The 18,419-nt window shown below is 39.1% G+C and carries 16 protein-coding genes; 4 read left to right on the top strand and 12 right to left on the bottom strand.

What is annotated here, in order from left to right:
* Nucleotides 1–21: 21 nt before the first annotated feature.
* From BN986_RS06910 to BN986_RS06885, 7 genes are all read right to left on the bottom strand, one after another.
* Entirely contained in the window at nt 22–2,142 is a 2,121-nt protein-coding gene (locus BN986_RS06910) for an acetate--CoA ligase family protein (RefSeq protein WP_040978921.1), read from the bottom strand.
* An 18-nt stretch (nt 2,143–2,160) separates the two neighbouring features.
* Nucleotides 2,161–3,309, bottom strand: a complete 1,149-nt coding sequence (locus BN986_RS06905; RefSeq protein WP_040978920.1) for an acyl-CoA dehydrogenase family protein — start codon at nt 3,307–3,309, stop codon at nt 2,161–2,163.
* Nucleotides 3,310–3,886: 577 nt separating this feature from the next.
* Nucleotides 3,887–4,654 carry an enoyl-CoA hydratase/isomerase family protein gene (locus BN986_RS06900; protein ID WP_040978919.1) on the bottom strand — a complete coding sequence of 256 codons (768 nt, stop codon included), beginning with the start codon at nt 4,652–4,654 and terminating at the stop codon, nt 3,887–3,889.
* A 460-nt stretch (nt 4,655–5,114) separates the two neighbouring features.
* Complete coding sequence (locus BN986_RS06895) at nt 5,115–5,516, bottom strand: PaaI family thioesterase (protein ID WP_052400673.1); 402 nt, start codon at nt 5,514–5,516, stop codon at nt 5,115–5,117.
* 68 nt (nt 5,517–5,584) lie between these two features.
* Nucleotides 5,585–7,480, bottom strand: coding sequence for a sigma 54-interacting transcriptional regulator (locus tag BN986_RS06890; protein ID WP_052400672.1), 1,896 nt, complete (start codon nt 7,478–7,480; stop codon nt 5,585–5,587).
* A gap of 38 nt (nt 7,481–7,518) precedes the next feature.
* Nucleotides 7,519–7,698 carry a hypothetical protein gene (locus BN986_RS26920; protein WP_148417074.1) on the bottom strand — a complete coding sequence of 60 codons (180 nt, stop codon included), beginning with the start codon at nt 7,696–7,698 and terminating at the stop codon, nt 7,519–7,521.
* A 7-nt stretch (nt 7,699–7,705) separates the two neighbouring features.
* Nucleotides 7,706–8,119 carry a GNAT family N-acetyltransferase gene (locus BN986_RS06885; RefSeq protein ID WP_040978918.1) on the bottom strand — a complete coding sequence of 138 codons (414 nt, stop codon included), beginning with the start codon at nt 8,117–8,119 and terminating at the stop codon, nt 7,706–7,708.
* A gap of 157 nt (nt 8,120–8,276) precedes the next feature.
* On the opposite strand from BN986_RS06885, the gene BN986_RS06880 reads away from it, so the two are divergent.
* From BN986_RS06880 to BN986_RS06865, 4 genes are all read left to right on the top strand, one after another.
* A complete protein-coding gene (locus BN986_RS06880; protein ID WP_244444953.1) occupies nt 8,277–9,050 on the top strand; it encodes a class I SAM-dependent methyltransferase in 774 nt (257 codons plus the stop codon).
* A 414-nt stretch (nt 9,051–9,464) separates the two neighbouring features.
* Nucleotides 9,465–10,781, top strand: coding sequence for an aspartate aminotransferase family protein (locus tag BN986_RS06875; RefSeq protein WP_040978917.1), 1,317 nt, complete (start codon nt 9,465–9,467; stop codon nt 10,779–10,781).
* 28 nt (nt 10,782–10,809) lie between these two features.
* Complete coding sequence (locus BN986_RS06870; protein WP_040978916.1) at nt 10,810–12,183, top strand: YjiH family protein; 1,374 nt, start codon at nt 10,810–10,812, stop codon at nt 12,181–12,183.
* Nucleotides 12,184–12,216: 33 nt separating this feature from the next.
* Nucleotides 12,217–13,575: an FAD-binding oxidoreductase gene (locus BN986_RS06865; protein WP_040978915.1), complete on the top strand. Its 1,359-nt coding sequence runs from the start codon at nt 12,217–12,219 to the stop codon at nt 13,573–13,575.
* 142 nt (nt 13,576–13,717) lie between these two features.
* On the opposite strand, the gene BN986_RS06860 is transcribed toward BN986_RS06865, so the two are convergent.
* From BN986_RS06860 to tpiA, 5 genes are all read right to left on the bottom strand, one after another.
* Nucleotides 13,718–14,143 (bottom strand): hypothetical protein, encoded by a 426-nt coding sequence (locus BN986_RS06860; RefSeq protein ID WP_052400670.1) that lies wholly within the window; start codon nt 14,141–14,143, stop codon nt 13,718–13,720.
* The gene (locus BN986_RS06855) at nt 14,140–14,352 is read right to left on the bottom strand and encodes a helix-turn-helix transcriptional regulator (RefSeq protein ID WP_040978914.1); all 213 of its coding nucleotides are present in this window, start codon (nt 14,350–14,352) and stop codon (nt 14,140–14,142) included. Before BN986_RS06855 ends, BN986_RS06860 begins: the two co-directional genes overlap by 4 nt.
* Nucleotides 14,353–14,792: 440 nt before the next feature.
* The gene (gene eno / locus BN986_RS06850; RefSeq protein WP_040978912.1) at nt 14,793–16,082 is read right to left on the bottom strand and encodes a phosphopyruvate hydratase; all 1,290 of its coding nucleotides are present in this window, start codon (nt 16,080–16,082) and stop codon (nt 14,793–14,795) included.
* A 36-nt stretch (nt 16,083–16,118) separates the two neighbouring features.
* Nucleotides 16,119–17,657 carry a 2,3-bisphosphoglycerate-independent phosphoglycerate mutase gene (gene gpmI / locus BN986_RS06845; RefSeq protein WP_040978911.1) on the bottom strand — a complete coding sequence of 513 codons (1,539 nt, stop codon included), beginning with the start codon at nt 17,655–17,657 and terminating at the stop codon, nt 16,119–16,121.
* Complete coding sequence (gene tpiA, locus BN986_RS06840; protein WP_040978909.1) at nt 17,654–18,409, bottom strand: triose-phosphate isomerase; 756 nt, start codon at nt 18,407–18,409, stop codon at nt 17,654–17,656. Before tpiA ends, gpmI begins: the two co-directional genes overlap by 4 nt.
* Nucleotides 18,410–18,419: the final 10 nt, after the last annotated feature.

Here is an 18,419-nt window from a genome sequence, read left to right as displayed (position 1 = left end):
TGACCACCTCACATCATGTTTCTACCGTTGTTTTTTTTGAAATAATTTATTGTACCGTACTAAATAGTGCATCACATTGACTACTTTTTCAGGTGTAGAATAAACTGGAAAATGATGATTTGAATAAAGCTCCATAGCTTGCGGGGCAATTGCTGTCGCACCAAGACGTCCCACAACAATCGGCTTTTCATTTCGTTTAAACACATCAAGGATTGCTTTTGCGATAACAGATGCACCCGGGTCTGCATTGGTTGTCAGCATAACAATAACACCGTCGATATCCGGGTCTTGGGTTAACGTTTCCAGAACTTCCTTAAACATCTCAGGTTGAGCAATTATTTCCGCTGTAACATCGATTGGATTTTGCGCAGAGCCAAAAGGAGGAATTAATTCCAGAATTTTATCCGACGCCTCTGTTAATTCTGGTAAATCCAAATCTTTTTCCGAGCATAAATCAGCAATCACACTACACGCCCCACCTGAAGCGGTCATCACACCAATTTTGTTTCCATTTGGCAACGGCTGTACATCAAGGGCAACAGATACATCAATAAGGTCTTCTAAATGATTGACTTGAAGTGCTCCCCATTTATCAAATGCAGCAGAATAAACCGTATCATCCCCGGCAATCGTACCAGTATGAGATTGAACAGCCCTTTTGCCTACATCCGAACGCCCTGTTTTGTATATAAGTAAGGGTTTTTCATTTTCTAACGCTTTTTTGGAAGCCCTTTCAAATGCAGCAGCATCCTTTAATCCTTCCATAAACACACTAATGACATTGGTTAATTCATCTTCTGCCAATACTTCAATAAAATCTGTTGCGGAAAGATCTGCTTCATTGGCAACACTAATCCAGCGGCTGAAACCGACACGCTGTTCCCACGCTTTACTAAGCAAGGCACTTCCCATAGCTCCACTTTGAGAAATAAATCCGATATTGCCGGGCACTTTTACCTTGGATTCCAATGCAGCACCAAACGCTGTATAAATTTGCTTTTCTGGACTTGCAATACCAATGGAATTAGGGCCTAATACACGAATATTACCTTCTTTCGCAAGAGCAAGCACTTCTTCTTGTAATTTTTCCCCTTCTCCCCCTATCTCCGCAAATCCGGAAGAGTAAATAATTGCCGCTTTTACTCCTTTTGTAATACAATCTCTCATCACACCTGAAACCCGGTCTGATGAAACAATAATGCATGCAAGATCAACATCGCCAGGGACATCTATTAAATTGGGATATGCTTTATATCCTTTTATGTCCTTCGCTCCAGGATTAATTGGATATAATTTACCTGGATACTTATTTTCAACTAAATACCGGAAAAGACGCCCGCCATTTTTGTTTTCATTTGTGGATGCTCCAATAACTGCCACAGATTGCGGGTTGATCATTTTTTCCACTGCCTCCAGAGAACGGCTCTGATTTTGCTCTACCTTTTGTTCATCGATTAATATACGTACATCACAAATGGTTGCTTTCTCTTCATTAAAAATAACAGGATTTAAATCGAGTTCTGCAATTTCCGGTTTTTCTTGAACTAATTTATTTAATCCCATACAGATTCTTTTTACCTCAGATAAATTAATTCCCGATTGACCTCGATACCCTTTCAATATGGGATAGCTTTTTAATTCCTTCACCATTTCTTCCACTTCAGTTTCATTAACAGGCAGCATCCGCACCGAAAAATCCTTCATAATTTCAACGAGTGTGCCGCCAAATCCGATAATTAATTGATGGCCAAATATGGGATCTCTTTTTACACCGAAAATTAATTCAATTCCTTTATCCGCCATTTCTTGTACGAGTACACCCGTCATGACTGCTAAAGGATCATATTTTTTTGCATTTTCAATAATTTCTGTATATGCTTCTTTTAGTTGTAAATCATTTTCTATCGCCAGCTTGACGATACCAGCCTCCGTTTTATGAACAATATCTTTGAACATTCCTTTTAAAACAACGGGATAACCGATTGAATTCGCTGAAAGTACGGCATCCGTTTCATCCTTGGCAAGTTTTGAAGCGGCCACAGGCAACTTAAATTTACTGATTAAGTCAGCCCCTTCATGCTCCATTAAAAAATAAGTCTCTTTTTCTGTATTCTGTTTATTTAACAAGCTGCTTTCAGACATGATGAAACCTCCTTTCCGTTACTTTTTTCTCTGGCTAAAGCGCATACCAAACACATCTTCAGCAATTTTATTTTTGAGCATTTCCGGTGTACCGCCAGCAATCATCCAGCCTCTTACTCTTCTGAAAATGTACTCCAGTGGGTAATCGGTAGAATACCCGTATCCACCAAAAATTTGAACCGCTTCATGGGCTACTTCAAACGCACTTGTATTAATATACGCTTTTGCCATCGAAGCCTCCAATGGACTTGGTGCACCTTTATCAGCATTCGTTGCGGCCCGATAGAGGAGAAGTCTTCCAGCATCCAATTTCATCTTCATATCAGCGACTTTCCACTGAATACCCTGGAATTCTGCAATCGAACGGCCAAATTGTTCTCTTTCTTTCGCATGTTCCACTGCCATGTCAAAAGCTGCTTGCGCTAGTGCCAGTGACCGGGCGGTATTTCCCATTCGTTCAATATTAAACATCGTAAATAATTTCCTGAAACCATCTTCCGGCACTAAAATATTTTCTACAGGTACTTCACAATCTTCAAAGAAAAGTGCACTATGCTCTTCTCCCGACATATGTGTTTCTGTTTTACCTAAAGTAAATCCTGGAGAATCACGCTCCACTAAAATAGCGCCAGATGTTTTCACACTCTCTCCAAATCGAACCCAAACAACATAATAGCTATTATGAGGGCCATGTGTATTGAACACTTTTGAACCGTTAATAATTACTTTGTCCCCCACAATTTTTGCTTTTGTTTGTAAATCCGTTGTCGCTGATCCGGCATTCGGCTCCGACATAGCCACAGAGATAAGTTTTTCACCATTCAAAATCCCCGGTAAGGTCCTTTCTTTAAGCTCTTTAGATCCATAAGCAGCAAGCTGACGGATCGCACCAAAATTTCCTACCTGGAACATATCTGCTGTACTTGGACAGACTTTGGCAATCTCTTCCATGACAATAATAGCTTCAATTAATGACATCCCCTGGCCGCCGTCCTCTTCGGCAATTGTCATCCCCATCAGACCTTGTTCCGCTAAAATCCTGGCATTTTCCCATGGTATTTCATTTTTTCTCACCCATGTATATGCTTTATCCGAAAATTTTTCTTTCGCTAAATTTTTTGCCCACTTTTGTATTTCTTTTTGTTCCTCTGTCAAATTAAAATCCATATCTGCAACTCTCCTTCTAATTAAAAATATCTCTCTATAAATCCTTTGCAAATAACATGCCAACTTAAAACTTTAAGTTGGGTTTTATGATAATAATAAGCTTGAGAGCTTTTTTTTTCATTCCGAATGAAACAATGTATACCCTTTTATTGTTCATTTTGTTAACGCACCGTTCATTTTATTATTTCCCTTGAAACACAGGTGTTCGTTTTTTTAATGCAGAGCTGATTTCTTGAATTGTCATAGCATTTAAAGCATTTCTGACATCTGGCCGATTCATTTTTATAACTCCAATTGCCCCATCTTTATAGATCTGAATATTGTTACATTCCATATAAAACGAAATTTCATTCAGTGGGAGTTTTTCGACGCACAACTCTTTACGATGGGGCGAGTAATCGCAGTCCTGCGAACTTAGTCTGCTTCCTTCATTCTCCCACTGAATTAGCCTTAGTGATTCAGGGAGGTAGCGCCCGTTATCTCACGCCTTAATAAATTTATTTTCGCTCTTTATTTTGAGGCGGGAGTTTTACGGACGGTTCTCCGTGATAAAACTTCTCCTTCCAGACGAATATCTCTATTTCTTTTTCCGATTTAAAAAATTCTCTAATGCTTCCTGATGCCCTGTGGAGCCGCGTAAAATGGATTGTATATTGTTTTCTTGTTCCATCATATCTTCTATTCTCATTGCGGCAGACTGGTTAATCATTAATTTAGACATAATATAGGCATCGACCGGACCTTCAGCAAGTGTTTGTGCAAATTCCGTAACTCTATCGGATAATTGATCTTTTTGTACTTGTTCCATCACCAGTCCATACTGCATTGCTTCTTTTGCTGTTAACGTTTTCCCTGTCCACATCCATTCCTTTGCTTTCCATTCACCAACCTGCCTGGATAAATGATAATGAAGACCAAGATCAGGAATGAGCCCCACATTTTTAAAAGAAAGCACAAATTTAGCGTCCTCTTCTGCAAAGACAAGATCAGCCGCCAGAGCTAAACTCATGCCTGCCCCGGCAGCATATCCATGAACCGCAGCCAAAATGATTTTAGGCATACTGCGAAGTTTTAAAACAATATTTTTTGATAAATCCATTCCCCTTTTAATTTCCATAGGGTCATAAGGATCTTTCATGGCCCGCAAATCCCCGCCGGCACAGAAGGATTTCCCTTCTCCAGCTAAAATGATGAGCTTTATTTCTTTATTTTTTTCAATTTCTTCTAACTTTAAGAGCAACTGCTCTTTTAATGTATTGCTTAATGCATTTAGCGATTTAGGTTCGTTTAAACGAATATAAGCTATGTTTTTGTTCTGATTTACCACTACACGATTTTTTTCCATGAAATGTTCACCACCTTCTTATTTTATCGAAGTGTAACAGGCCGGGAGCGGGAATGGGGCTGGGGCTGCGATAACCCGACCCACTGAAAACCATTGTGATTACTCGCCCTATCGAAGTTTTTTTGTAAACACCCGCTTTAGAAAGTTTCACTTTATAATCATGAATGCTTTGTCACTTTAACAATGCAATTATCATGCCAACTTTCCATATTAGCTTCGACCCCGTTGCGTAATACCATTTAACAAGCCTGTATTCTCATCAAAAGAAAAGTGCGTGCAAAGAATGGTGTTTACATTTCGAACAATTGATATGCATATTGTTCATTAGAAAAACGATGTATTCACTCGTCTTTAAGTGAATACATCGTTTTCTTTCCTATCGTGTAGATTGAAACTTTAATCAGTCCTTTAAAATCTTTCCACTAAAAAAATGCTGATTACAATAATCAGCATTTTTACGTTATTTTTTACTTTTTATCATATAGGTTACCATCCCTGCAGCAACTTCATCCCCTGCATCATTTTCGATGACAGCATTACCGACCGCAAGAGAGCCTCCTTTTTTTATAATTTCACCTTTAGCAATCAATTTCTTCCCATTCGCCGGTCTCAAATAATTTAATTTCATCTCTACGGTGACCCCGGCATTCCCCACTTCAAGCAATGAACGGAGTGCTGCACCAACCGCTGCATCCACCATACTTGCGATAACACCCCCATGGACATTTTGTCTGCTTTGCGTCACTTCATGAATAATCGGCAGCTCCAAAACGGCATGTCCATCTTTTAATTCGACCTCTCTCAATCCAATATGTTCCCAATATGGATTGTACGTCATTGTATTTTTACTCTGTTCTGTCATGATTTCATCCCTTTCTTTTTTATATATTGAGCAGCAATTATTGTGCCAAAGCGGGAAAAATCCCCGTTTTAATCTTCATTTAGCCTTTTCCAAAGCGTTGTCCGGCTAATCCCAAGTTTTTCCGCAACGATTGTTTTATTATCATTATGCCGGTCAAGCATTTGCAAAATAACCTGTTTTTCAATTTCTCCAATTGTGCCGGTTTCCACAATCATTGAATCATGTCCACCTATTTGCGATTCCTCTACCTCTGTTTCATTTAAAATTTCATTCATAAATGCTTGTTCTTCCATATTGGTATGATGGACTCTTAAATAGTAGCGTTCTACAACGTTTTCAAGTTGTCTTACATTACCAGGCCAGCGATATGTCATAAAAAAATGCTGTAATTGCGTTGAGAAATCTTCAAATGTTTGATCAGCATTAACCTTGCTTAAAAAATGATTAACTAAAGTCGGGATATCATCTTTCCGCTGAAACAGTGGCGGGATGTTTAAATGCAATACACTCAAGCGAAAATAAAGGTCCAATCGAAATTTCCCTTCTTGTACCAAATTCCAGAGCTTTTGGTTTGTTGCGGCGACTATTCGGATATCCACAGGCGTAACATGGTCTGCCCCGATTCGCATGACTTCTTTCTCCTGCAAAACACGTAACAGACGGGTTTGTATATGGGACGGGATCTCCCCAATCTCATCAAGAAAGATCGTTCCTTCATGCGCCAATTCAAAAACACCTTGACGCCCGCCTTTATTTGCTCCTGTAAAAGCACCTTCTGTATAACCAAATAATTCACTCTCTAATAAATTCTCTGGCAAAGCGGCACAGTTTACAGCAACAAATGGCCTTTCTTTTCGATTACTCGCATTGTGAATACTTTGGGTCAAGAGCTCCTTCCCTGTTCCGCTTTCACCGATAATTAATATAGTCGAGTCCGTTACTGCATATTCATTCGCAAGCTGAATAACAGATTTCATCTGCTCACTTTGGTGCGTAATATCTGAAAATGTAAACCGTGCTAATAATCCCTTTTTATGTAGATCACGCCGAATTTTTGTCTCTAACTTTTGGACCTGGCTGACTTCTCTTACTGTAATCACTATTCCGATTCGTTCTTTATTTAGAATAACGGGTTCATAAGAAATATTAATATTTCCCAAAGTAAAATTCCCTTTTTCCATATATATTTTTTGGTTTTTTAATAGTTTTCCTAATTCATCATTCTTTAAATCTTCAGGTGACTTATTTCTTAAATCCTTTATTTTCACATTGAAAATTCGTTCTATCGCTTGATTACAAGCCTCTATTTTTCCTTCTTCATTTAAAAACAAAATTCCTTCTTCAGATGCATTAATTACGGCATCCAGACTTTCCGCCTCTTTTTTAATCCTTATTCTATCCCTAGCCACTTTATCAGCTAAGATTAATGTTCTTTTTATAGAGCGTTCACTAATGGATAGGTACATACTTTTCATTCCATAGCTTTGGGCAAACTCTGCCGCTCTAATTCCGCCGCCAACCACGACCTCAATTCCTGACTCTTTCGCAAACTTTATTTGACTAATTAATTCTTCTTGCGTTTTATAAGGCAAGATCATAACTTCAAAACCAATAATGTCAATGATTTCCTTAAAATTGAACATAAATCCTTCTTCAGGATACGTTATAAAGCAAATTTTCTCGCCTAGTTCTTTAGCTTTTTTAAATCCTTTTACTAAGTCAAAATGGTCTGAGTCACTATAAACAATTGGCAAATCAACGATCTTACTTATTTCCTTCGCGGTACCTGAGCGACTGACAACTACTTCATAATCACCTGTATCCACATTTCTCTTCACTTCTTTTGCGGCTTCTTGCAATATTCCTTCAACAATAACTACATCAAAGCCAAGCTCCCTGGAAATACGTCTTATCGTATTTGCCATCTCCGGATACCCGACTGTCATAATAATCTTGTGAGCCATTGTCATTCTCCCCCATCATTGTTTAATATATATATTTCTTAATAGTTAAAAAATAAGGTTGAAAATGATTTCTCTTGATTGTTTAATAGTACCCAGTCAAGTCTATCTGTTTTTAGATATTTTGATTCTACTACAAAGGCACCAAACTTACCATGCAAAGCCGGTATATGAATTCTTTTAACAACACAGCAAGGGTTCCCTGCTTTTACAGAAATCATTACTTTATTATTTATACATCCGATACATTCCCACAGAATTCGGAGCTGTATATTGGAAACCAAATTGTTCATATAATTTATCAGCAGGAATATCTGCAATTAAACTTACATAAGAACCTTGATAGGCATGTTCATCTAAATAGTCCGTAATTTCTTCCATCACTTTTTTACCAATTCCCTGCCCCTGATAGGAAGGCTTTACAACAATATCCACCACATGAAATACAACTCCGCCATCACCGACAACTCTCCCAAGACCAATTAAAGTATCTTCATCATAAATGGTCACAGCAAATAATGTATTAGGAAGGCCGATTTCAATTGCTTTCCTCTCCTTGCTGCTGAGTCCCGCTTCCACTCTTAATTGATTGAAAGCATCGATACTCGGTGTTTGATATTTGATTTTATAGCGTTCATCCATTTATTTTCCATCCTTTTTAACCGTTTTCTCTATTTTACCATTTAAGTCTATTCCATATCATATTTTCTTATCTCCTCCGATTAAAAAACACTATTATCCACAGATAACAAAGAAGGCTATAATGAATGATAACAACACTATTCAAGGAGGGAATGATTTGGATTTTCACAGTAAAGATAATATGTACAGTTATACTGGCCGGGATGCGGATACAGCGTGGAAAGAAAAAATCAGAGAACTTATTGATATTCCATCCATTCATCATGCTGCGGACATAGGCTGCGGAGGCGGAATTTATTCAAAAGCTTTAGCTGCTATCGGAATACCTTTTATCATAGCCATCGATTCTTCTAAGCCAATATTAGATGTTGCGAAGAACTGCTGCAGCAGGTATCCGGGGATTTCTTTTCAGCTTGGGCTGGCAGACAAAACCAGTCTGGAATCGGAAAGTGTTGATTTGATATTAAGCAGAGCATTGATCCATCATCTTAAACGTCTTGATTCCGTATTTGCAGAAGCATACAGGGTATTAAACAGCAATGGCTATTATCTTATTCAAGACCGGACATTGGACGATTGTTTACTGGAAGGGAGTAAAGAGCACATCCGCGGATACTTTTTTGAAGCTTTTCCGAGATTAAGAGAATTTGAAAAGAAACGGAGATACTCCAGTGATGATATAAAAATAAGTCTTCAGCAGGCTGGTTTTAAAGAGATAGCAGCGCATCGCCTCTGGGAGATTAGAAAAACATATCCAAACAAACAAGCACTTCTCGCTGATATTCAATCCAGAGCCGGGCGCAGTATTTTACATGAATTATCAGATGGGGAGCTGCAGTATTTAAGCGATTATATCGATTATTCGATTGGAGATGATATGGAAGAAGTTGTTGAAAGAGACAGATGGACATTGATTAAAGCAGTGAAATAACTATACTGAATCGTTGAATCTCTATTACTCGGATGCCGATATAATATCCCCTTTATTCACATTCAAAAAACCATTAAATACGTATTGTATATTTATACAATACGTATTATAATTAAACGAAGCTATTTTTCATCTAACCTTTAGAATAACTATAAAAATATTAGATAAATTATATTTTATGTCTTTTATAATAATGTATATTTATCATACATCTTATGCAATAATTGTTTTATCACGGAGAACCGCCCGTAAAACTCCCGCCTCAAAATAAAGAGCGAAAATAAATTTATTTAGGCGGGAGATAACGGGCGCTAACTCCCTGAATCACTCAGGCTCATTCAGCGGGAGAAGGGCGAAAACTCCCACTGAATGAAGTTTCGTTTTATCGCAATGTAATGAAATGGAGGATTTAAAATGGAAAGAAAGCAAGAAGATTGGGAGCATTTAGTTGATTCGATTGGAAATTTCCTTGCTCCGAGTATGGCAAAAGACCATCCAAATTTACCTGTTGTAAAGGCAGAGGGCTGTTATTACTATGGGACAGACGGCAAAAAATACTTAGATTTCACTTCGGGAATTGCTGTTGAAAATGTTGGACACCGTCATCCCAAAGTCGTGCAGGCTATCAAAGACAGCGCGGATCATTTGATTCATGGACCATCCGGCGTGATTATCTATGAATCTATTTTAAAGCTGGCAGAAGAGCTTCAGGAAATACTTCCGCCCAAGCTGGATAACTTCTTTTTTGGAAATAGCGGCACAGAAGCAATTGAAGGAGCCCTAAAACTCGCAAAGCATGTATCTAACCGTCCTTATGTAATTTCTTTTACAGGCGGGTTCCACGGACGGACAATCGGTTCACTCAGCGTTTCTACCTCTAAAAGCAAATATAGAAAACATCTTCAGCCTTCCTGGTTAACTTATCAGCTCCCTTACGCACATTCGGAGGACTGTCTGGCCGGGGAAGATCCAGAGGTATTTTTTGCAGAAAAGCTTGAAAAAGAAGCAGCGAATTTATTCCGCCATCAGGTTGACCCGGAAGAAGTTGCCTGTATGATTGTAGAGCCTGTGTTAGGTGAAGGCGGCTATGTTATCCCGCCTAAATCATGGCTGAAGAAAATGCGGGAGATTTGTGACCGGCATGGCATTTTATTGATTTTTGATGAAGTACAGACCGGGTTTGGCAGGACAGGAAACTGGTTTGCAGCACAAACCTTTGACGTGACACCAGATATCATGGCTGTCGCGAAAGGAATTGCAGCAGGGATGCCGCTTGGCGTTACGATTGCTTCCAAGGAATTAATGGACCAATGGCCAATGGGTTCTCACGCAACAACCTTCGGCGGAAATCCCATCGCCTGCGCAGCAGCACGGGCATCCATTGAAGTCATCAAGGAAGAAAAACTTCTTGAAAATGCACGTACTGTCGGGGATTATGCCCTTAACCAGCTGATGCAGTTAAAAGATAAATTTTCGATTATTCATGATGTCCGCGGTGTTGGATTAATGATTGGAATTGCGCTAAAAGATGCAGAAACCGGTGAACCTGACGGGGAAGCTGTGATGAATGTATTAAACAGCTGTCTAGAGAAAGGTGTTCTCTTCTATTTATGCGGAAATGCCGGTGAAATTATCCGGATGATTCCTCCATTAACGGTAACAAAAGCACAAGTAGATGAAGGAATAAAAGTACTTGAAGAGGCATTGACTGCTGTTCAAAACGAAAAATAAGCTCACGTTTTTATAAGGAGGTAGACCATTGAACCATAATAGTGAACAAACAGAAGAGCATATCGTGTCCGAAAAACATTCCAAAAAAGATTTCCTGAAATTTTTGCTGCCCTCCTTATTTGGTATTTTTATATTTCTTTTTCCCATCGTGGATGGAGATACGTTTAATATACCGCTGGGCATTATAACTGAATTTCTTATTGAACAGCTGGAGAACCTCCTGCCTGGTATCATTACATTTACAATGGTTATTTCTACTGTTCTTACGCTCATTGCAATGCTGTTAAAGCCATCATTCATCGTAAATTCAGAGTTTCTTTCATCCTTATTTAATGTATCTTTTTTCTGGATGGTTGTCCGAGTGCTCGGAACTATTTTCGCTGTGATGACATTCTACGGAGCCGGGATTACATTTATCCATTCCGAAATTACCGGTCAAGTGATGTTCGGATTATTGACAACCTTGATTGTCTGGTTTTTTGTAGCCTCCTATCTCTTGCCTTATCTCATTAATTTTGGGGCGATGGAATTTGTGGGGACATTACTTCGGAAAGTCATTAAACCATTATTTACACTGCCTGGCCGTTCTGCCATTGATTTATTGGCGTCATGGGTCGGAAATGTCAATGTTGGCGTTGTTCTTACAAGAGAGCAATATCAGGATGGATTTTATACTGGACGTGAAGCAGCAGCAATTACAACCTGCTTCTCAACCGTCTCTCTGCCATTCTGTCTCGTCATTGCGAACATGCTGAATGTTGGACATATGTTTCCTGTCTTTTATTTAACGATTGTGATTGCAGGAGTCGTAAGTGCCATCATTATTCCGAGAATTCCTCCTGTTTCCAGAATTCCGGATACGTATTATAAAGAAAGTCATTTTCAAGAAGAAATTCCAGCAAACACTTCCCCGCTTAAATGGGGAATTGATCAGGCTGTCAGAAGAGCAAAAAAAGCAGGCACGTTAACAGATCAATTAAAGCAGGGCTCTGAAATATTTCTGGGAATTATTTTCGTCTTATTACCGCAAGTCATGGCGATTGGGACCATAGCTCTTATTATTGCTGAATTCACATCTGTTTTCCATTGGATTTCCCAGCCGATGATTCCGCTTTTACATCTATTGCAGATTCCTGAAGCGGCAGCTGCTGCGCCAGCATCTATTATTGGCTTTATCGATATGTTTTTACCAGCTGTGCTGGCCTCTGGAATTGAAGCAGAGATAACAAGATTTGTGATTGGTGCTTTATCGTTAGTTCAAATCATTTATTTAACAGAGATGGGCACCCTGCTGCTGATTTCAAAAATACCGGTTAAATTATGGCACTTACTTGTTATTTTCCTTGAACGTACGCTTATTTCATTACCGATTATTGCTTTAATCGCCCATATTATTTATTAATATCTAAATCATCATTTGGCAGGTGGTAAGTTCTTGTTATATATTGAAAAACTTTACGAAAAATTAGGTACAGAGAAAGTAACCCAACAGGAAACTGAATTAAAAAGACACAGCAAAGATGAATCCATGCACGATGCCGTCTATCCAGATGTGGTATGTTTTCCAGAATCAAAGGAAGATATACAAATCATTCTTCATATTGCTTCGGAATATCAGATAGCTGTCACACCGTTTGGTGCAGGTTCCGGTTTGGAAGGACAGGTTATTCCAATTCAGAAAGGAATAAGCCTCGATTTTCAAAACATGAATAAGGTTTTGGAGTTTTCTCCAGAAGATATGCGCGTTACCGTACAGCCGGGGATAATGAAAAGTGAACTGAACCAGTTCATCAGTCAGCAAGGGTTATTTTTTGCGGGAGGTCCTGATTACGATGCGACTATCGGCGGAATGACAGCAACAAATGCGAGCGGCACCAGAGCCGTCCGCTATGGTGTCATGCGAGATCAAATCCTGGATTTAGAAGTTGTACTGGCCGACGGAATGAGCTTTCATACGGGAACAAAAGCAAAAAAATCCTCTTCCGGCTATCATTTAACTAGCCTATTTACCGGATCAGAAGGTACATTAGGGATCATTACAGAGATCTCCTTAAAACTACATAGCATCCCTGACTATTCCACCGTAGCAAGGTGCACCTTTGAAACACCGGAATTATGTGCTATTGCAGCGCAGAATATACTGTTAAACAGCATTCCAATCATGCGGATGGAGTTAATTGATTCTGTAAGCATCGGGATCATTAATAAGCAATGCGGACACGATTTTCCTGTAAAGCATTCGTTGTTTTTGGAGTTTGCAGGTCCAAAGAATACCGTTGCAGAAGAAGTGAAGCTCGCTTCAAAAATCATGCATGATCTTGGCTGCGAAAATTGGGATGCTGCAAGTGATTCTACTTCGAAAAAGAAACTATGGGAAGCAAGAGTACAATTAGCTGTTTCCTTTCAAGATTTAAAAGGAATGAAAGAAATTGGCGGCGATGTCTGTGTCCCTATCTCACAACTTCCAAAAATGGTTTCCTTTACTCGTAATAGTATGGACGAGAGCGGATTACAAGGAGCAATCTGGGGACATATTGGGGATGGAAATTTCCATACTAGTATTCTGTATAATCCAGAGGTAAATGGAGAACAGGAATTAGCCGAACAAATCAACGATGCAATCGTTAATCTGGCAATTGAAGTTGGCGGTACTTGCACAGGTGAACATGGAGTTGGATTAGGCAAGAAAAAATTTCAGGTATCCGAGCATGGCGCAGCTTTGGAAATGATGCAGCGAACGAAGCAGCTTTATGATCCAAAAGGGATTTTAAATCCAGGAAAAATATTCTCTTAAATGTTCGTACGTTTTTAGTTCCTTAACCGAACTCGATTTAACATAATGCAGCTATTCTTTAAAAGATTTGAAAAGAATAGCTGCTTTATTATTCAAATGATAGATAACTCACTCTGTATTTTGAAAAATTGTTCTATTTTTATTATCGTCTTCTCGCGATAACCGTGCCGATTCCTGTAATCCAAATATAAGCAAAGAAGAAAATCCACAGATACATAATGGATACGGATTCAATGCCAAACAGTGTAATAACCATCAGCCCCAAAAATAAAATAACTAAAGACAGATGGGATGCATAGGCAGAAAAGCGAAATACATTGTGCTGCACTCTTTCATCTGCTTCCGGAGTATTATCTTTTTTTCGTTTTTTCATTATCCATACAAATACGGCTATAATAATCGCTCCAGTTATTCCGCCCAGTAATACATCATACGGAAATTCTTCTCCTTGAAAAAAGTAATAAAGAGATGATCCAAGAACCACTCCAACCAATGAACCTATAATACCTAAAAATGGCGTCCACTTTTCTATGGATTTTCCTTGCTTTCTATTGCTATTTCTACTCATTCATCATCCTCCTCTTCCAAAATAAACACTTGTTCAATCGGCACATCAAAATAGGCAATTATTTTTAAAGCCAGCTCCAGACTTGGATTATATTTATTCTTTTCAATCGCATTCATTGTCTGGCGTGTAACCTGTAAATCTTCTGCCATTTTTATTTGCGTGATTCCTTTTCTCCGGCGGATTTCGCGGATATGATTGATTACTGCTATAGCGGACGCCTCCCAAAACGTAATATTTCAATTCTGAAAAGTCGATTGTTTACCTTAATAAAAACAACCGTAAAGATATCTTTACATATATTTTAATAAAAAGAGTGGAAAAAGTAAAGATATCTTTACGATTTTCCGCTCTTTTATTGTTCAAATAGTGATGTGGTTTTTCTTTAAAATGCAAGGATCTCCCACTTAGAATTTTCGATTCTTCTCCATTCTTGAAGTGAGAGTCTTACAAAATCCCTTCGGTGGGGCGAGTAATCGCAGCCCCAGCTTCAGCTCTACTCCCAGTCAGTTACACTGCGATAAATTCATTTATACGAAGCTTCAACATTATACCCTTCTTATTCTATGTCGAATTTTTAGGACAATAAAAACCCCCTGCCTACAATGAATTCATCATTGTAAACAGAGGGTCCTTCCTTTAAATTGATCTATTATTTATCAGCCAAATTATAGAAAGAAGTTAATCCGCCATACTCGCCCATGCCAGCTAATTCATCTTCAATGCGAAGTAACTGGTTGTATTTTGCTACGCGGTCTGTACGGGATGGAGCTCCTGTTTTAATTTGACCAGCGTTTGTAGCAACGGAGATATCAGAAATCGTTGTATCTTCTGTTTCCCCGGAGCGGTGAGAAATTACTGCAGTGTAGCCTGCACGTTTAGCCATTTCAATTGCTTCAAATGTTTCTGTCAGTGTACCGATTTGGTTTACTTTGATAAGAATGGAGTTCCCAATTCCTTGCTCGATACCTTTAGAAAGTTTAGCAGTGTTTGTAACAAATAGGTCGTCACCTACAAGTTGTACTTTATCGCCAATGCGGTCTGTTAAGATTTTGAAACCGTCCCAGTCATTTTCGTCTAAACCATCTTCAATCGAGATGATTGGGTATTTTGAAATCATTTCTTCGTACCAGTCAACCATTTCTTCCGAAGAACGTACGACGCCTTCTCCTTTAAGGTTGTATTTACCGTCGCTGTAGATTTCAGATGCAGCTACATCCATTGCAAGTTTTACTTCTTCGCCTGGTTTGTAGCCGGCAGCTTCAATTGCTTCAACAATCGTTTGAAGTGCTTCTTCATTGGAACCAAGGTTTGGAGCAAATCCGCCTTCATCCCCTACAGCCGTATTGTAGCCTTTGGAGCCTAATACTTTTTTCAAGGAATGGAAGATCTCAGCACCTGTACGTAATGCTTCTTTGAAAGAAACTGCGCCTACAGGCATAATCATAAATTCTTGAATATCTACGTTGTTATCCGCATGCTCTCCACCATTTAAGATGTTCATCATTGGTGTTGGAAGTGTTTTAGCGTTGAATCCGCCAAGATAGTTATATAAAGGTACTTCTAAATGGTTAGCTGCTGCTCGGGCTGCTGCCATTGATACGCCAAGAATAGCATTCGCACCTAATTTTCCTTTATTATCTGTACCGTCTAAATCCATCATTAAGGCATCAATGATGTTTTGACGTGTTGCATCTAAACCGATTAATTCAGGAGCAATGATTTCATTTACGTTTTCTACTGCTTTTTCAACGCCTTTTCCCAAATAACGGTCTTTATCACCATCGCGTAATTCTACTGCTTCATATTCACCAGTAGAAGCACCGCTTGGGACAATAGCAGAGCCGAATGCTCCAGATTCTGTGAAAATTTCTACCTCAACAGTTGGATTCCCTCTTGAGTCTAATACTTCTCTTGCGTACACATCAGTAATATATGGCATAATTTATTCTCTCCTTTAAATGTAGCATTTTAAATTTTATTTTTTAATTAACGATGAACCAGTCATTTCTTCCGGTTTCTCTACATCAAGTAAATCTAATAAAGTTGGTGCTAAATCAGCTAGAATACCGCTGTCCCGTAATGTAACATCATCTTTTGTCACGATAACAGGAACTGGATTTGTTGTATGAGCAGTCATTGGTTTATCTTCTAAAGTGATAACCTCATCGGAGTTACCATGGTCCGCTGTAATAATAGCATGTCCACCTAACTCTGTAATTTTATCAACAATTTTCCCTAAGCATTCATCCACTGCTTCAATCGCATCAATGGTTGGCTGTAGCATTCCGGAATGACCAACCATATCCGGATTTGCAAAGTTCAAGATAATCGCATTTTGCTCCCCGCCATCCAGCTCTTTTAATAACGCATCGGTTACTTCATAAGCACTCATTTCCGGCTGCAGATCATACGTTGCTACTTTTGGTGAATCAATCAGAATACGTTTTTCGCCGTCAAATTCTTTTTCGCGTCCACCGCTCATAAAGAACGTTACATGTGGATATTTTTCCGTTTCTGCAATTCGCAGTTGATTCAGGTTATTTTGTGCTAAAACCTCACCAATGGTATTGTCCAGATTAACTGGTTTATATGCTACATGTCCATCCACTGTTTCACTGAAATTGGTCATCATCACGAATTCAAGATCTTTTGGCGCTTTCTCGCCGCGGTCAAAATCTCTAAAATCATCATTCGCAAACGTTCTGGAAACTTGAATCGCGCGGTCAGGACGGAAATTATAGAAAACAATCGCGTCTTCGTCCTGGATGGTTGCAACAGGCTTGTCATTTTCATCTGTAATCACAGATGGAATTACGAATTCATCATAGATTTCGTTTTTATAGCTGTCTTCCACCACTTCAGCAGCGCTATGATAAGAAGGTCCTTCGCCATAAACCATCGCATCATATGCTTTTTTCACACGATCCCAGCGCTTATCGCGGTCCATGGAATAATAACGGCCGGATACCGTTGCAATTTTACCTACACCGAGTTCTTTCATTTTATCCTCGGTTTGCTGCAGATATTCACCAGCAGTTTGCGGACCAACATCACGTCCATCTAAAAATGCATGTACATATACTTCTTCTAAATCATACTGTTTTGCCATTTTTAATAAAGCAAAAAGATGGTTGATATGGCTGTGGACACCGCCATCAGATAACAGGCCGAACAGGTGCAATGCTTTACCTTTTTCTTTCGCATGTTTGACAGCATTCACAAGTTCTTCTACCTTGAAAAAGTCGCCTTCTTCAATCGATAAATTTACACGTGTCAAACTTTGATAAACAATGCGGCCTGCTCCAATATTTAAGTGACCCACTTCAGAATTACCCATCTGCCCCTCAGGTAAGCCAACCGCATTTCCGGATGCAGTCAGCTGATTATGCGCATAAGCATTCCAATAGCGGTCAAAATTTGGTGTGTTAGCTAGCTTGACTGCATTTCCTTTTTCTTCATCGCGGATCGCAAAGCCATCCAAAATAATTAATGCAGCTAATTTATCTTGACTCATTTTGTACCTGCCTCCACTAATTGAACAAATGATTCAGGCTCTAAGCTTGCACCGCCGACTAATGCGCCGTCAATATCTGATTGAGAAAGCAATTCATCAATGTTCGCCGGCTTAACGCTTCCACCGTATTGAATAACGACTTGGTCAGCAATGTCCCCGGAAGTAATTTCTGCAATCACTTTACGTGTTTTAGCACAAACTTCATTGGCATCTTCACTGGAAGCTGTTTTACCTGTTCCAATTGCCCAAATTGGTTCATAAGCAATAATGGTTTGCGTCACTTGCTCATCAGATAATCCTGCTAATGCTTTTTTCACTTGGCCGCCGACAACATCCATTGTTTCGTTTGCTTCACGTTGTTCTAACGTTTCGCCTACACAAACAATTGGTGTTAAGCCATGTGCAAAGGCAGCTTTTGTTTTTTGGTTAACAGATTCATCTGTTTCTGCATAATATTCACGACGCTCGGAGTGTCCAATAACAACATGTGTTACACCGATATCAGTTAACATTGTTGGACTAACTTCCCCAGTGTAAGCACCTGATTCTTCAAAGTGCATATTTTGAGCAGCAACTTTCACATTAGAACCTTTTGCTTTTTCAACAAGAGCAGGTAAATGTACGAAAGGTGCACAAACAATTGCTTCTGTATTCCCGCCTGGAGCTTTTGGAATCACTGCATCCATAAAATCAGATGCTTCTGCTAATGTTTTATTCATTTTCCAGTTTCCTGCAATAATTACTTTTCGCATGCGCTCACCT

The sequence above is a fragment of the Oceanobacillus jeddahensis genome, assembly GCF_000750635.1.
GTDB lineage: Bacteria > Bacillota > Bacilli > Bacillales > Amphibacillaceae > Oceanobacillus > Oceanobacillus jeddahense.
This window is presented reverse-complemented; position numbering and strand designations above follow the sequence as displayed.

Coding starts and splice junctions, on each gene's coding strand:
- BN986_RS06910 (WP_040978921.1), bottom strand. CDS start 2,142: ATGTCTGAAAGCAGCTTGTTAAATAAACAGAATACAGAAAAAGAGACT.
- BN986_RS06905 (WP_040978920.1), bottom strand. CDS start 3,309: ATGGATTTTAATTTGACAGAGGAACAAAAAGAAATACAAAAGTGGGCA.
- BN986_RS06900 (WP_040978919.1), bottom strand. CDS start 4,654: ATGGAAAAAAATCGTGTAGTGGTAAATCAGAACAAAAACATAGCTTAT.
- BN986_RS06895 (WP_052400673.1), bottom strand. CDS start 5,516: ATGACAGAACAGAGTAAAAATACAATGACGTACAATCCATATTGGGAA.
- BN986_RS06890 (WP_052400672.1), bottom strand. CDS start 7,480: ATGGCTCACAAGATTATTATGACAGTCGGGTATCCGGAGATGGCAAAT.
- BN986_RS26920 (WP_148417074.1), bottom strand. CDS start 7,698: ATGATTTCTGTAAAAGCAGGGAACCCTTGCTGTGTTGTTAAAAGAATT.
- BN986_RS06885 (WP_040978918.1), bottom strand. CDS start 8,119: ATGGATGAACGCTATAAAATCAAATATCAAACACCGAGTATCGATGCT.
- BN986_RS06875 (WP_040978917.1), top strand. CDS start 9,465: ATGGAAAGAAAGCAAGAAGATTGGGAGCATTTAGTTGATTCGATTGGA.
- BN986_RS06860 (WP_052400670.1), bottom strand. CDS start 14,143: ATGAGTAGAAATAGCAATAGAAAGCAAGGAAAATCCATAGAAAAGTGG.
- eno (WP_040978912.1), bottom strand. CDS start 16,082: ATGCCATATATTACTGATGTGTACGCAAGAGAAGTATTAGACTCAAGA.
- gpmI (WP_040978911.1), bottom strand. CDS start 17,657: ATGAGTCAAGATAAATTAGCTGCATTAATTATTTTGGATGGCTTTGCG.
- tpiA (WP_040978909.1), bottom strand. CDS start 18,409: ATGCGAAAAGTAATTATTGCAGGAAACTGGAAAATGAATAAAACATTA.